We start from the raw sequence: 14,647 nt of genomic DNA on the forward strand, positions 1-14,647 counted from the left end.
CAACGGCCATTCCAGGCATTTTGGCGCATCGGTAAACGTAAATGCACCTACCGTTGCGACCAAGCAGGGCACGCCGCGGTAACGCCAACCAAAGGATCACGCCGGCCGGGTTCGGTTTGTCCATTATGTACTCACCACGGGGTGAGGACACCAGGATCCGGCCAACCAGAGCACGGGTCCGGCCGTCCGGAGCAGACCAAGGGAAACCTTGTGGTAGCTGGGACACAAGGCCGCATAGACAAGCCGCGCGACCGCCCGTCAATCCCCATGTTGCGCGACGAAACGGTAACGCACAGTAGTGCGGGCGGGCGTCTCCCGCTGAACCCGGAGCGGCGCACTCCCGGCCGGGAGACTTCATGATCATGGAAAGGATCCGGCTGCCCGGATAGCCAGATCTTTCCCATGATCATAAGGTCCAGCGGCATGGCGGCGGATCGCACCGGCTTGCGGCCGAACGCGCGCCGGCCGGCACGCCTCGGCGGCGACACACCCGAACGCCATGCCGAATTGTCGGTCTTGGCCAGGTTGACATAGGGCTGTTGGGCTGAACTTCGCGACCTTGCGTCGGGCAGCCCGACGTTTCCATGGTCTTGCAGGGCGGAGCAGCGAGGACCAGCGCGGAGCGGTGAGGACCACGGCAGAGCGGTGAGGACCACGGCGGAGCGGTGAGGACCACGGCGGAGGGGTGAAACCGGGCAGTCGCGACCTCGACCGGGGAGGGAGGGGCGGGCGGGCTCAGGGGGTGTGGGCTGTCAGCAGGGCGGCGAACTCGTCGGCCGGCATGATGCGGATGCCCAGTTGTTCGGCTTTTTCGGCCTTGGAGCCGGCGCCGGCGCCCACCACGACGAGGTCGGTGCGCTTTGACACCGAGCCGGAGGACTTGCCGCCCAGGCGCTCGACGGCCTCGTTGCCCTCGTCGCGGGTCAGGCCGGGCACCGCGCCGGTGACCACGACCGTCATCGGGGTGCCGTCGGGCTTGCGCAGCGGCAGGTCGGGGCGGTCCGCGCCGTCGGTGGGCGGCGCCCCGGGGCCGGCCGGGCCGGCCGGGCCGGCGATGTCGGGCTCGGTCATGTTGACGCCGCGCTCGACCAGCTTGGCGATGACGGGCGCGATCTCGACCAGCTCGGCGGCGATCATCACGGCGCGCTCGGGGCCGACGCCCTCGACCTGCTGGAGGTCTTCGACCGAGGCGTCGAGCAGCGCACGCATGGTGCCGAAGTGCCGGGCCAGCCGGCGCGACATCGACCGGCCGGTCATGCGCACCCCGAGGCCGGTCAGCACGCGGGCCAGCGGCTGCTCCTTCGACGCCTGGATCGCGGTGACGAGCTTGGTCGCCGACACCTCGCCCATCCGCTCCAGCTTGGTGACCGTCGGCACGTCGAGGTCGTAGAGGTCGGCGGGGTCGGTCACCAGCCCGGCGGCCACGAGCATGTCGATGAGCTTGCCGCCGAGACCCTCGATGTCCATGGAGTGCCGCGCGGCATAGTACGCCAGTGACTCGTGCGCGCCGCAGGCCCGGCCACGGGTGCACCGCCAGCGCTTCTGACTGCGGTCGATCTCCCCGTCGCAGCGGGGGCACCGGACCGGCGGCTCGAACGGCGCCGCGTCGGCCGGCCGCTCGTCGAGCTTGGCCCCGGTGACCTCCGGGATGACGTCACCGGCCCGGCGGACGAACACCGTGTCGCCCGGCCACACGTTGCGCCGGACGAGGTCGTCGAAGTTGTGCAGCGTGGCCGACGTGACGATGACGCCGCTGATCTGCACCGGCTCGAGCACCGCGACCGGCGTGATGACGCCGGTCCGCCCGATCTGCACCTCGATGCGCAGCAGCTTGGTGGTGCGGGTGTCGGCCGGGAACTTGTAGGCGATGCCCCACCGCGGCGCCCGGCTGGAGAAGCCGGCGGCGGCCCGGTCGGCGGGCTGGTCGGCCTTGATGACCGCGCCGTCGATGCCGAACCCGAGAACGCCCCGCTTGGCGTTGAGCGCGTGCACCGCCTCCAGCACCTCGTCGACGGTGGCGCAGACCGGCATCCCGGCCGGCGAACCCGCGGTGGTGGCGATGCCGAGCCGCTCGACGGCGGCCATCTCGGCGGAGTGCGCGCCGTCGCCGAGGCCGTGCACGGCATAGGCGAGGAAGGACAGCGGCGCGTCATAGGTGCGGTCCTGCGCCCGGAGCGTGCCGGCGGCGGCGCTGCGCGGGTGCGCGAACGCCGGCTCGCCGGCGCCGGTGCGCATGCCGTTGGCCACCTCGAAGTCGGCGTCGGTCATGAACACCTCGCCGCGGATCTCCAGGGTCACCGGCTCGGTCAGCCGCTCCGGCAGGCCGGCGGCGCGCCGCGCCTGGCCGGTGACGTCCTCACCGGCGCGTCCGTCACCGCGCGTGGCGACCTGCACCAGGCTGCCGTCGACGTATCGCGCGGCGATCGCCAGCCCGTCGATCTTCGGCTCGACGGTATACCCGACGGCCGGTCGGCCGAGGAGCCGGTCGAGGCGGGCCGCCCACCGGCGCAGTGTCTCCTCGTCGAAGACGTTGTCCAGGCTGAGCATCGGCGTGCTGTGCACCACGTCGCCGACGACACCGCCGCCCGCGGCCACGACCTCGGTCGGCGACTCCTCCGCCTTCCACGAGGGGGTGGCGGCCTCGGTGGCGGCGACGCGGGCCATCAGCGCGTCATAGACGGCGTCGTCCATCGCCAGCTCGGTGCCGCCGTAGTAGAGCGCGGCCGCCGACCGGACGTCCTCGACCGCCGCACGATACTCCTCCGGGGAGGGGAACGGCTCGGCCACCCGCGCGTCCACGACCAGCTCTTCTGTCATGCCGGGCAGCTTAGCCACCCCGTACGACAATTTTCGCGACCCACACGATCGACGGCGGGCCGGACAGGACCGGCTCCTGACAAAGCCCGGCAGCGGGTCCTCGCCGCGATCGAGGTGGTCACCGGGTGCTGGGCGCGCTCTGTCGTCGAAGGCGAACCAGTGGACCCAGTGGACGCCGCCCGTCGGGACCCTGCCCTCCGCGGCGGTCCGTCAGATGTTCGCGCAGTCCGGGGGTGCCGACGGGAGCGCACCCGGCTCGCCGCGCTCGGCGGAGACCGGCACCGGGGTGTGGTCGACCGTGTATGCGGTCATCGACAGCGAACCGTACGCGTAACCGTCGACGAGCACCTCCGCGCAAGCGGGGGTGCTGCCGGCCAGTCCGGCGACGTAGAGCAGCGGGATGAAGTGATCGGGGGTCGGGACCGCCCGGGCGAAGTCGAGGTGGCCGTCCATCGTGGCCACCTCGGCCGGGTCCTCCAGCATGAGCGCCGTGGCCTGCTCGTCGAAGCGCTGCGCCCAGTCGAAGCCGCTGTCCGGCCGGTCGCGGTCCATCCCGCCCAGGTTATGCACCACGTTGCCGCTGCCCATGATGAGCACACCGCGGTCGCGCAGCGGCGCCAGCCGCGCGCCGAGGTCCAGGTGGTAGTCGAAGGGCTTGTAGGCGTTGATGGACAACTGAACCACCGGGATGTCCGCGTCCGGGAAGGCGTGGCACAGCACCGACCAGGTGCCGTGGTCGAGCCCCCAGCTATCGACGTCGCGCCCGACCCAGGCGGGCTCGACCACCTCCGCGATCTCGTCGGCCAGCTCGGGCGCGCCCGGCGCCGGGTACCGCACGTCGAAGAGCCGCTGCGGGAAGCCGTAGAAGTCGTGGATCGTGCGCGGCCGGGACATGGCGGTGACCGCCGTCGCGTTGATGTACCAGTGTGCGGAGACGACCAGGATCGCCCGCGGTCGGGGCACGGATGCGCCGAACGCCCGCCACGCCGCGGTGTACCGGTTGTGCTCGAGCGTGTTCATCGGGCTGCCGTGGCCGACGAACGCCGCCGGCATCCGCATCTGTTCCATGCTGCCAAGCGTAGAACGCTCCGCCGCGGGCCGGCCCGGCCGCCATCGTGGTGCTGCTCCAGTCGGGCGGAACCGCGACCCCGGCAAGCGCCGCGTACCTCGGTCCGGCGGGTCGCCGACGGCGACTCCGACCATCGCCTCCCGTCACCGGGCCCGCCTGACCTCGCCGAGCTGGCCACCGACGTCGAGGCGATGCGCGACCGGGTCGTCGCCGCTCGCGCCGGGAGCCGATCCGACTCCGACCCCCGAACAGTTCGCCCCCTCGCGTCGTATGTCGCGCAGGACCTGCGACGGCGGACGCGCCTGCGTGACGCTCAGCAGGCCGGCGACGGCCAGGCCGTTGGTGATCTCGCCGGCGCGCACCCGGGCGACGGCCTCGTCCAGCGCCACCCACTCCGTCTCGAGGTCCTCGTCCGGATCGGGGTGCCGGTCACCGGAGGCGGGGCCGAGGCCGCGGGCGAGGAAGATGCGGACCCGCTCGTCGGTCATGCCGGGCGACGGGTGCAGATCGACCAGCCGGATCCACTCCTTCGCCGCGAGGCCGGTCTCCTCCGCGAGCTCCCGCTCGGCGGCGGCGCGGAGGTCCTCGCCGGGATCGTCGAGCAGGCCGGCCGGCAGCTCCCACAGGCCGACCAGCTCCGGCCGTGCTGTCCTGTGGTCCATGCATCCCACATTCCCCGCCCGGCGGCCGACAATCACCGGGCTATCCGCCGCCCTCCGGCGCGCCGTCGTGGGAGACTGCGTCCGGCGTCACCGGACGGTGAACTCCCGCAGGCCCTCCGGCGGCTCCTCCTGGACGGCCACCTCGGTCACCAGGGCCAGCTCCGGGCCCCGGCCGGCCCAGCGGACCAGCTTGTCGACCTGGTCGGTCGGGCCCTCGAAGACGGCCTCCACACGGCCGTCCGGCAGGTTGCGGACCCAGCCGTGCACGGCGGAGTTCCGGGCCATCCGGCGGCAGGTGTCCCGGAAGTACACCCCCTGCACCCGGCCCGAGATCAGCACCCGTTTGCGGATCACAGCCCGACCGTACCGGAAACCGGCTCCATCGCCGGCCCTTCGGGGTGACGGCGGTGCGCGAACGGGGCGGTCAGGATGCCGGCACCGCGATCCAGGTCGCCTTCGCGGTCGCCAGCGGGGTGCCGCCGGGGCCGTAGACGGTCGAGAGCACCTCGGCCACGCGCCCCTGGCCGCCGGTGTGCGTGCCCATGACCACGCAATCGTCGCCCGGCTCCGGCAGGGTGTCGATCCAGACGGCCAGGCGGCCCAGCACGTACGGCCGGCCGGCGCTGAGCACCGACCAGCCGCCGGGGCAGTCCAGCGCGGCCCAGAGCGTCACGGCAGACACGTCGTCGCCGGCCCGCCACGGCGCCGCGGTCCGGCCGTCCGGCAGCCGGCCCGGGAAGATGCCCATGCCGTCGTCCCGCGCGGGGCCGCACACGTAGCAGGTCGGGAACGGGTGATCGGTGAAGCCGGGGTACGCCTTCGACGCCGCGATCGCCTCGTCGGGCGACACGGCCGGTACCATATCCGGCTTTTCGGCCTTTGTCCGGCGGGCTTCGGCGATCAGCGTCTCGCCGTCGAGAGCCCGGACCGTGTCGCCGTCGCGGGCGAGCGCCAGCGGGACCTCCAGCGGCGGCGGGCGGCGCAGCGTCACCTCGGCCGGCCCCGCGCCGAGGGCGGACGCGAGCAGGCCGGCCGAGTAGCCGCCGTTGCCCGAACCGGGCGGGCCGTTGTACCGAGCCCCGATGATCATGCCGCCTCCAAGCCGTCGTCGCCGCAGACGACAGGGTGCCACAGTGACCGGTTTCCCCGCGCCTCGACGTGCCCCGGACGGCCCGGACCGTGCGCCCGGCGCGGAGGTCAGCCGGTTCCGGTGCTGCCGGGGCGCACCAGCCCGCTCTCGTAGGCGAACGCGACCGCCTGGACCCGGTCGCGCAGGCCGAGCTTGGTGAACATCCGGGAGACGTACGTCTTGACGGTCGCCTCGCCGAGGAACAGTTCGGCGGCGATCTCGGCGTTGGAACGCCCCCGGGCGATCAGGCGCAGGACCTCCACCTCGCGTTCGGTGAGCGTGGCGAGCTGCGCGACGGCCCGCGGGTCGGCGGCGGGCGCCCCGGCGAACGACTCGATGACGCGCAGCGTCACCGCCGGGTCGAGCAGCGCCTGCCCGCCGGCGACGGTGCGCACCGCGTGCACGAGCTGCTCCGGCGGCGCGACCTTCAGCAGGAAGCCGCTGACGCCGGTGCGCAGCGCCTGCCGTACCGCCTCGTCCTCGTCGAACGTGGTGAGGATGACCACCTTGGCCGTCGACTCGGCCAGGATGTGGCGGGCCGCCTCGATCCCGTCGGCGCGCGGCATCCGCACGTCCATGAGCACGACGTCGGGCGCGGTGCGGCGGACCTCGTCGCGGGCCTGCACCCCGTCGGCGGCCTCGCCGACGACCTCGATGTCGGGCTGGTGGTCGAGCAGCATGCGCAGGCCGGCGCGGATCATCGCCTCGTCGTCGGCGATGACGACCCGGATCACGACCGGCTCCCGGTGCGCTCGCGAGCCGCCCCGTGCGCGCCGGTCGGGAAGACGGCGCGGACGCTGAAGCCGCCGTCGGGTCGCGGCCCGGCGGCGAGGCTGCCGTCGAACACCGCGACCCGCTCGCGCATGCCGGTGAGGCCGTGCCCGGGCGGGCTGCCGGACCGGGCGCCGCCGGAGTCGTTCTCGACGGCGACGATGACGTCCCGGGCGGTGCGGCGCAGGGTGACGGCGGTCGGGACGGTCCCGGCGTGTTTCAGGACGTTGGTCAGGGCCTCCTGGAGCACCCGGTACGCCGAGATGTCGACCGGGCGGGGCAGCCCGTCGAGGTCGCCGTCGGTGGTCAGCTCGACCGGCAGGCCGGCGGCGCGGACCTCGGCGACGAGGTCCGCGGCCCGGGCGAGCGACGGCTGCGGCGCGGCCACGGCGGTCGTGGTGTCGCGCAGCATCCCGACGAGGGTCCGCAGCTCCCGCACCGACTCCCGGCCGAGCCGCTCGACGCCCAGCAGCATCTCCGCCTGCGGGGTGCCCGTGGGGAGGGTGGCGCGCACGGCGCCGAGCTGGAGAACCATCACGCTGATCGAGTGTGCCACCGCGTCGTGCATGTCCCGGGCGATCCGCTGCCGCTCCTCGACCACGACGGCGTGCTCGCGGGCCTCGCGTTCGGCCTCCAGGGCGGCGGTGAGCCGGGCGAGGAGGTCGGCGCGCTCCCGCAGCCGCCGGGCGAGGAGGCCGACGCCCCACGCGCCCCAGCACAGGGAGCCGAAGAACAGGTTCTCCCAGGCCATGGCGGCGAGCCCGCCGACGCTGGACCCGGCGGCCCGCCCGGCGATCCAGGTGCCGAGGCTGGCCATGAGCTGCGCGGCCAGGGGCCCCGGCCACGACGTCCGCACGCCGGTCGCGGTGAAGCCGGCCCAGCCCGGGGCCAGGAAGAACGCCAGCACGGTGACCCCGGTCGGGCCGTTCAGGCCGCCGGCCACGGCGATCGGGAACGCCAGCGCGACGATCGCCGTCCCGGTCACCGGGAAGCGGCCGGCGACGACCGCGCCGAGCACCACCGCGGCCAGGGCCGCCACCGGGGTGGCCGGGGCGCTGGTGAAGGCGCTGTCGAGGAGGATCTCGGCAACGCCGATCACGGCGAGGACCCCGGCGGCTCCCCAGGGGACGATCATGCGGGACATGTGACGAATGTAGGTCGCCGCCGGTGATCGGCGGGTCGGCCACACGACGGACACGGTCACCGTGTCGTGTCCGCCCCGCGGCGGACCGGAGTCGAGCCCGCGGCCAGCAGACCCGGGACGGCCGCGACCGTAGCGTTCCGGGGCATGAACACCGACACCAGCCCCGCCAAGCGGGTCCTTCCCATTGCCGCCGGCGTCTCCCTCGTCGCGGGAGCAGCGTTCTTCTTCACCGGCCTCGCGACGTCGCCGCCCGCCGAGGGTGACGACAAGGCCGCGTACCTGCGGTCCCTGGCCGACGACCCGTTCCAGACCCAGTTGTCCGCCCTGTTCCTGCACTACGGCAACCTGCTGATGGGCGCCGGCCTGCTGGCCCTGCCGCTCCTGGTCCGCGGCCGCAAGGGCGGCGTCGTCACGATCGTCGGCGCGCTGCTCGGCGCGCTGGGGCTGCTGGAGATGTCCGGCGCCCTGCTGTCCGACTGGTTCCACATGGAGATCGGTCGCAACCTGCCCACCGACCAGGCCGTCGCCCTGTCCGACAAGGTCCTCGCCCACACCGCCCAGCAGTTGGCGTTCAGTCCCGGCCCGCTGGTGTCGCTCGCGCTCGTGGTGACGTTCGCCGGGCTGGCCCGCGCCGGTGTGCTCGGCTGGTGGACGGTGCCCGCCGTGGTGCTGGGTTATGCGGGGATGCTGCTGCTGCCGTACGACACCCCGATCCTGCCGGCCGTGGGCGCCATCCCGATGCTGGTGCCCATGGCGGCCGCGGGCATCCGTCTGATCGCCCGCACGAGAGCGACCGCCCGGCTGGCCGCGGCCCCCACGTTCGCGTAACCCGCTCTCCCCCGATCTTGGAGTGGTGGTCCCTGACCTATCCGTCGAGTCCGGACGACGCCGGGACCACTACTCCAAGATCGTGCAGGTGGGCGAGGGGGTCCGGGGCCGGGTGGCCGAAAAGGAAGCCCTGGACGTAGCGGTAGCCCATGGCGTACAGCGCCTTGGCCTGCCCGACCGTCTCGACGCCCTCGGCGATGGCGGTCAGGCCCAGGTGGTTGCTGACCTCGATGAGGGCCTGCGGGATGGCGGCGCGGCCGGGGATCGCGACGTCGTCGACGAACGACTTGTCGACCTTCAACACGTCGACCGGCGCGATGCGCAGCAGGCCCAGCGACGAGTGGCCGGTGCCGAAGTCGTCCAGCGCGATCCGGACCCCCAGCAGCTTCACCGCCCGCAGCGTGTCCAGCGCGACCGTGCTGTCGAACACCGCCGTCTCGGTCACCTCGATCGTCAGGCACGAGGCCGGCAGGCCGGTCTCGGCCAGTACCGCCGCCACCGTCCGCGGGAGGTCGGGCTCCGACAACTGGCGGGCGGACACGTTCACGCTCATCTTCTCCGGCGCGTCGGCGCCGAGGGTGCGGCGCCAGTGCTGCATGCGGGTGCACGCCTCGCGCAGGGTCCACGCGCCCAGCTCGACGATGAGGCCGTTGTGCTCGGCGACCGGCACGAACTCGGCCGGGTCGACCAGGCCGCGCGCCGGGTGCCGCCACCGCACCAGCGCCTCGACGCCGACCGTGCGGCCCTCCGGGAGGGCGACGATCGGCTGGTACACGAGGAAGAACTGCCCCTCGTCGAGCGCTCCCCGCAGCTCGGCACCCAGCTCCGCCCACCGCGTCGCCTGGACGTCGAGTTCGGAGGTGTACCGCACGTGCCGCCCGCCGGTCTCCTTCGCCGCGTACATCGCGACGTCGGCCCGGCGCAGCGGCTCGAACGGGTCGTCGGTGCCCGCGCTGTCCGCCACACCGATGCTGGCGCGGACCAGCAGCCGGTGCGGCCCCACGGTGAACGGCTCGGCGAGCGCCGCCTCCAGCGCCCCCACCCGGGCCTCGACGTCGCCGGCGCCCGGCAGCAGGACGGCGAACTCGTCGCCGCCGAGCCGCGCCACGGTGTCGCCGCCGCGGGCCGCGCCGGTCAACCGGGCGGCGACCGCGACCAGGAGCCGGTCGCCGACGCCGTGGCCGAGCCGGTCGTTGATCGCCTTGAAGTCGTCGAGGTCGATGAGCGCGACGTGCGCGGCGGCGCCGAGCCCGGCCCGGATGCGCTGCTCCAGCTCCCGCCGGTTCGGCAGGCCGGTGAGGTCGTCGCACATGGCGAGCGTCCGCACCTCCCGGACGAGCCCGTCCATGCGGACCACGACCAGCAGGAACAGCACGCCGGCGCAGCCTCCGACGGCCAGCCACTCCACGTGCCGCGGGTGCTGGAAGCCCTGGACGAGCAGCACGGCCGGGGCCAGCAGCGACGAGCAGGCCAGCAGCGCCAGGCGCAGCCGCCCGAAGCGGGGCCGGCCGTCGTCGCGGTCGGCGGTGATCGGGGCACGGACCGACGGGTGCAGCGCCGCGGCGGCCCAGAAGACGTAGGACAGCAGCCAGCCGGCGTCGAACACGCCCTCGTCGTAGGTGGTGTAGGCGCTCACCACGGAGTAGGCGACGTCGGCGCCCAGCAGCAGGCACAGCGCGACGACGAGGAGCCGCACACTCGTGTCCCGTGCGGCGCCCGCGACGAGGAGCCGGACCACGAGGGTCAGCAGCAGGATGTCGGCCGCCGGGTAGGCCAGGGCGATGGCCCGGGCGACGACCGACGTCGTGCCGTCGGCCGCGATGGGCTGCATGACGAACACCCACAACACCAGGCCGATACCGGTGGCCACGATCGAGGCGTCGATGACGGCGGCGCGGCCCTGGCCGGCCGACCGGCCGCGGACCAGGATCAGGAGGCCGCCCATCAGCAAGGGGTACGCGCTGAGGTAGCACACGTCGGCGACGGACGGGAACGGCTCATGGTGCAGGCCGAAGACGAAATACGTGTAGCAGAAGTCGCCGGCGGACCACACGCCGGTGCCGGCGGCGCTGAGCAGCCACGCGACCCGCCGGCCGCGGTCGTTGCGGCGGGCCGCGGCGAGCATCACGACCGCCGAGACCGTGCCGATGGCGTTGTAGACGAGGCTGCGGGTCAGGCTGCCGGCGGGCAGGAGGAAGTAGCCGCCCGTCACCAGCGTCCCGGCGACGGTCCACCACAGCCATGCCTTGCTCCGCACCTGACCAGCATCGGCAGACCGCAGGCCCAGCTTAGGGGTGTGCCACATCCCCCTCCCCCTCCCTCCCCCTCCCCCCGCGCCCCCTCCCCCCCGCGCCGATCTTGCAGTTGTGGTGCCGAGACGCTCCCTGAATGCCCGGTTTGTTAGGCACCACAACTGCAAGATCGGCGCGCAACAGGCGGCGAGCGTTGGTGAAGGCGGCTCACTTGCCCATGGTGCGGAGACAGCGGCCGCGGATCATCACCTGGCGTTGGCCGATCTCGACGCCGATCGTGGACAACTGGATCCCTTCGACGGGGTACCAGAACTCGCCGTCGTACAAATCGGGCTTGTCCCAGTTGACGTGATCGACCCGCATCGTGAGCGTGCCGACGCCGAACCGGTAATCCGCCTCCAGGAAGATGTGGACGTCGGCCATGCGAGAACAAGCGTCCGCGCCCGCCGGGGCGTTACACCGGACGAGGCCGTCAGCCGGCCAGGTGGCCCCAGCGGTCCTCGAGCTCGCGCCAGGTGCCCTGGGCGGCCGCGGCGCCGTCCTGGAGGACGACCACGCGGTCGGCCTGGGTCAGGGCGGCCCGCTTCGAGGTGGAGCCGATGACCGTCACGCCGTGTTCCCGCAGTGCCCGCCACAGGGCGAGCTCCGTCGTCACGTCGAGTGCCGACGACACGTCGTCGGCGATCAGCAGCTCCGTGCGTGGGGCCAGGGCCCGGGCCAGCGCCAGCCGCTGGAGCTGGCCGCCCGACAGCCGCGTGCCCTTGTGGCCGATGAGCAGGCCCAGCCCGGCACCGGCCGCGGCCAGGTCGTGCTCCAACTGCGCCGTCGACACCGCGCTCGCCGCGTCGATCTCGTGGCCCAGCCGGATGTTGTCGGCGACCGTCCCGGACAGCACCCGGGGTAGCTGGGCCACGTAGCCGATCTGGTTGGGCCGCAGGAACATCTCCGGCTCGGTCACCGGCTCGCCGTTCCACTTGAGCTCGCCGGTGTGGTGCACGATCCCGGCGAGCGCCCGCAGCAGCGACGACTTGCCCGAGCCGACCGGCCCGACGACGAGGACCAGTTGCCCGCGCTCGACCGAGAGGTCGAGGTCGCGGACCGCCACCGTCCCGTCCTCGTGCACGGCCGTGAACCCGTCGAGGTCCAGCCGCCGCAGCGGGTGCCGCGGCGCCGCCTTGGGGGCGGGTGCCGTGCCGGCCGACAGGTCGACGCCCGGGACGGCCGCGGCGTACTCCGCCTCGCCGGTCATCGCCACCGTCCGCCGGGTCCACACGCGGGCCGACGGGAGCTGCGAGATCAGCGACGCCGTGGTCCACGCGAACCACCGCGCCGAGCCGAGCGTGGACACCGCGACGAGCGTGGCGCCCGGCGACAGCGAACCGGACAGCAGCAACGCCCACGCCCCGATCGGCAGCAGGCCGCTGACCAGCGACGGCGTCGACCGCGCCCACACCTGGACCGAGATCTCCCGCCGCTGCCGGTCGCTGCGGGCCCGGTCGAGCTTCGCCAGGTGGGCCAGCACCGGGCCGGTGGCACCGGCGAGCTTGACCGTGCGCGCCGCCGACAGCGACGACACGAGCGACGTGGCGAACGCCGCCCGCGCGGCGACCGTCTTCTGCGCGGACCGCTTCAACGACGGGCCGAACAGGGTCGCGGCGAGCCCGGACAGCACGATCGTCCCGGCCATGAACAGCGCCGGCACGATCGACCCGGCGACGACCGTCATCGAGACCAGCACGAACACGCAGATCCACTGGTCGACGAGGTTGTCGGCGAGCGCGACCACCCGTTCGGTGTCGCCGCCCTGGGCGACGACCTCGGCCGGGGTGTGCTTGCTGACCCGCCGGGGGCCGGTCTGGCCGTGCACGAGCCGCAGGCTGATGCGCAGCAACTGCCGGACCCACCACTCCGGGAACCATTTGCCGGTGTAGTACGGCAGGGGCAGGGGCAGCAGCAGGCCGCAGACGATGCCGATCGCCGGCCAGAGCGTGTCGCCGGTGCCGTCGACCAGGTCGGCCCACAACCACGGCAGGACGGATCCGTCGAGCCCGAGCAGCACCATGATCGCGAACATCGCCACGGACACCAGCCCGAGCCTGGCGTCGTTGGTCGCCAGCCGGAAGATGTTCCACATGGTGCGGGCCTTCGGCAGGTCCGGCAGCGGCGGCGGGTCCGCCTTGCCGGACGCGACGGTGACGACCGGCGCCGGTGCGGGCTCCCGCTCGAGCACCGCGACCGCTCCGGACCGCGTCCCGCCGGCGGCGGGCACCGGTGCCGGCGGCGCCACGAGTGCCGGCGCGCCGCTGGTCGCCAGCAGCTCGGCGAACCGCTCGGACGTGTCCAGCGGCCCGGCCTCCACGACCCGGCCGTCGGCGAGCACCACGACCTCGTCGCACTGGCGCACCGACGACAGCCGGTGCGCGACGATGATGCCGATCCGCCCGTGCAGCATCCGCGCGGTCGCCCGCTGCACCTGCTGCTCGGTCACCGGGTCGAGCCGGGCGGTCGCCTCGTCGAGGATGACCACCTGCGGGCCCCGGACCATGATCCGGGCGAACGCGACCAACTGCTCCTGCCCGGCCGACAGCACGTGGCCGCCCTCGCCGAGCTTGGTCTCCAGCCCGTCGGGCAGGTCGGCGACCCAGGGGCTCAGGCCCAGTTCGTCGATCGCCCGCGCGGCCGCGTCCAGCAGGTCGGGGTCGAACAGCGCGATGTTCTCGACGAGCGTGCCGGCGAGGATCTCGGTGCGTTGCGGCACGACCGCGACCCACTTGCGCAGCTCCTCGACGTCGAGGTCGAGCAGGTCGGTCCCGCCGAGGAACACCGTGCCGCGCGGCACGTCGACGGCCCGCGTGAGCACCTTGGCCAGGGTCGACTTCCCGGACCCGGTGCGGCCGACCAGCGCGTACGACCGGCCGCGCGTGAACGTCAGCCTGACGTCCTGGAGGGCCGGCCGCCGGGCGGCGTCGCCGTATCGGAACGTGAGGTCACGGACGATCAGGTCACCGGGCGCGGGCGGGAGGCCGCCGGTCGGCTCCTGTTCCGAGTCGCGCAGCAACTGGACCCGGCCCCAGGCGCCGAGCGCGTACTGCAGCTCGGGCACCATCCGGCTGGTGTGCTCGACAGTCGCGCCGAAGCCCAGCGCGAGCAGCCACACGGCGGTGAGCCGCGCGCTGTCGATCCGGTCGGTCGCCAGCGCCCAGACGCCGGCGAGCACGACGACGGCGATGCCGAACCGGACGAAGCCGGACGCCACCGACGTGACCGCCGCGGAGCGGTTCCACACCTTGCGCCCGCGCGAGAGCACCCGGCTGGCCCGCCGGGCGTAGAGCCGCAGCACGTACGGCCGGGCGAGCGTGGTGCGCACGTCGTCCTGCCCGTGGATCGACTCCTCCATGACCGCGGCGAGGTCGGACCACGCCTCCTCCTCGGCCATGCGGGCGGCGGCGATCTTCGACGTCGGCTTGCGCAGCGCGACGGTCAGCACCGTGGTGAGGACGATCATCGCCACGCCCGCCGGCCACCAGACGAACAGGGTGGTACCGATGGAGAGCACCGTGTATGCCACCGACTGCGCGATGCGGACGCCGCTGCTGCGCAGCTCGGCGCCGACCTGGTAGACATCGCCGTCGATGCGGTCGAGCAGCTCGCCGACCGGCGTGGTCTCCAACGTCGGCAGGTCCTGACCGAAGGCCACACGACAGAGCCGCCGACGAACGTCGGCGGCCCAGTCGGCGGTCAGGCGGGCCATGATGAGGCCCACCGCCAGGTCGGTGAGCACGGCGGCGGCGAGCGCCACCGCCAGCACCGTGAACATGGTCCATGATCGATGGATGAGCACCGACCCGCCGACGGCCGCCGCGGTGGCCTGGCCGGCCGCGCCGAGCACGACGAAGAGGGCCACGACCGCGGTTCGGCGCGGTGACGTGGCCCAGAGGTCACGGATCAAGCGCATGGTGAAGTCCCCCGTATGGT

11 protein-coding genes are annotated in these 14,647 nt (G+C 73.5%); 1 reads left to right on the top strand and 10 read right to left on the bottom strand.

Going from position 1 to position 14,647, the window contains the following annotated elements; all coding sequences use genetic code 11:
* Positions 1-735: 735 nt before the first annotated feature.
* The 7 genes from ligA to Drose_RS22630 all read right to left on the bottom strand — a co-directional run bounded on the left by ligA (position 736) and on the right by Drose_RS22630 (position 7,592).
* The gene (gene ligA / locus Drose_RS22600) at positions 736-2,817 is read right to left on the bottom strand and encodes an NAD-dependent DNA ligase LigA (protein WP_260723293.1); all 2,082 of its coding nucleotides are present in this window, start codon (positions 2,815-2,817) and stop codon (positions 736-738) included.
* 210 nt (positions 2,818-3,027) lie between these two features.
* A complete protein-coding gene (gene ygiD / locus Drose_RS22605) occupies positions 3,028-3,885 on the bottom strand; it encodes a 4,5-DOPA-extradiol-dioxygenase (protein WP_260723294.1) in 858 nt (285 codons plus the stop codon).
* A 144-nt stretch (positions 3,886-4,029) separates the two neighbouring features.
* Positions 4,030-4,548 carry an NUDIX domain-containing protein gene (locus Drose_RS38805; RefSeq protein WP_313899926.1) on the bottom strand — a complete coding sequence of 173 codons (519 nt, stop codon included), beginning with the start codon at positions 4,546-4,548 and terminating at the stop codon, positions 4,030-4,032.
* 87 nt (positions 4,549-4,635) lie between these two features.
* Positions 4,636-4,902 (bottom strand): acylphosphatase, encoded by a 267-nt coding sequence (locus Drose_RS22615; protein ID WP_260723295.1) that lies wholly within the window; start codon positions 4,900-4,902, stop codon positions 4,636-4,638.
* 70 nt (positions 4,903-4,972) lie between these two features.
* Entirely contained in the window at positions 4,973-5,638 is a 666-nt protein-coding gene (locus Drose_RS22620) for a hypothetical protein (protein ID WP_260723296.1), read from the bottom strand.
* A gap of 107 nt (positions 5,639-5,745) precedes the next feature.
* Positions 5,746-6,411: a response regulator transcription factor gene (locus tag Drose_RS22625; RefSeq protein WP_260723297.1), complete on the bottom strand. Its 666-nt coding sequence runs from the start codon at positions 6,409-6,411 to the stop codon at positions 5,746-5,748.
* Positions 6,408-7,592 carry a sensor histidine kinase gene (locus Drose_RS22630; RefSeq protein ID WP_260723298.1) on the bottom strand — a complete coding sequence of 395 codons (1,185 nt, stop codon included), beginning with the start codon at positions 7,590-7,592 and terminating at the stop codon, positions 6,408-6,410. Before Drose_RS22630 ends, Drose_RS22625 begins: the two co-directional genes overlap by 4 nt.
* 144 nt (positions 7,593-7,736) lie before the next feature.
* On the opposite strand from Drose_RS22630, the gene Drose_RS22635 reads away from it, so the two are divergent.
* Positions 7,737-8,420, top strand: coding sequence for a hypothetical protein (locus Drose_RS22635; protein ID WP_260723299.1), 684 nt, complete (start codon positions 7,737-7,739; stop codon positions 8,418-8,420).
* Between the two features lie 37 nt (positions 8,421-8,457).
* Here Drose_RS22635 and Drose_RS22640 read toward each other — a convergent pair whose 3' ends face one another.
* The 3 genes from Drose_RS22640 to Drose_RS22650 all read right to left on the bottom strand — a co-directional run bounded on the left by Drose_RS22640 (position 8,458) and on the right by Drose_RS22650 (position 14,627).
* Complete coding sequence (locus Drose_RS22640) at positions 8,458-10,677, bottom strand: putative bifunctional diguanylate cyclase/phosphodiesterase (RefSeq protein ID WP_260723300.1); 2,220 nt, start codon at positions 10,675-10,677, stop codon at positions 8,458-8,460.
* A 202-nt stretch (positions 10,678-10,879) separates the two neighbouring features.
* Positions 10,880-11,095, bottom strand: a complete 216-nt coding sequence (locus Drose_RS22645) for a hypothetical protein (protein ID WP_260723301.1) — start codon at positions 11,093-11,095, stop codon at positions 10,880-10,882.
* Positions 11,096-11,144: 49 nt separating this feature from the next.
* Complete coding sequence (locus Drose_RS22650) at positions 11,145-14,627, bottom strand: ATP-binding cassette domain-containing protein (protein ID WP_260723302.1); 3,483 nt, start codon at positions 14,625-14,627, stop codon at positions 11,145-11,147.
* Between the last annotated feature and the right edge of the window lie 20 nt (positions 14,628-14,647).

This window comes from Dactylosporangium roseum, from assembly GCF_025264685.1.
In the GTDB taxonomy this organism is placed as follows: domain Bacteria; phylum Actinomycetota; class Actinomycetes; order Mycobacteriales; family Micromonosporaceae; genus Dactylosporangium; species Dactylosporangium roseum.

Coding starts and splice junctions, on each gene's coding strand:
- ygiD (WP_260723294.1), bottom strand. CDS start 3,885: ATGGAACAGATGCGGATGCCGGCGGCGTTCGTCGGCCACGGCAGCCCG.
- Drose_RS22620 (WP_260723296.1), bottom strand. CDS start 5,638: ATGATCATCGGGGCTCGGTACAACGGCCCGCCCGGTTCGGGCAACGGC.
- Drose_RS22650 (WP_260723302.1), bottom strand. CDS start 14,627: ATGCGCTTGATCCGTGACCTCTGGGCCACGTCACCGCGCCGAACCGCG.
- ligA (WP_260723293.1), bottom strand. CDS start 2,817: ATGACAGAAGAGCTGGTCGTGGACGCGCGGGTGGCCGAGCCGTTCCCC.
- Drose_RS22645 (WP_260723301.1), bottom strand. CDS start 11,095: ATGGCCGACGTCCACATCTTCCTGGAGGCGGATTACCGGTTCGGCGTC.
- Drose_RS22630 (WP_260723298.1), bottom strand. CDS start 7,592: ATGTCCCGCATGATCGTCCCCTGGGGAGCCGCCGGGGTCCTCGCCGTG.
- Drose_RS22635 (WP_260723299.1), top strand. CDS start 7,737: ATGAACACCGACACCAGCCCCGCCAAGCGGGTCCTTCCCATTGCCGCC.
- Drose_RS38805 (WP_313899926.1), bottom strand. CDS start 4,548: ATGGACCACAGGACAGCACGGCCGGAGCTGGTCGGCCTGTGGGAGCTG.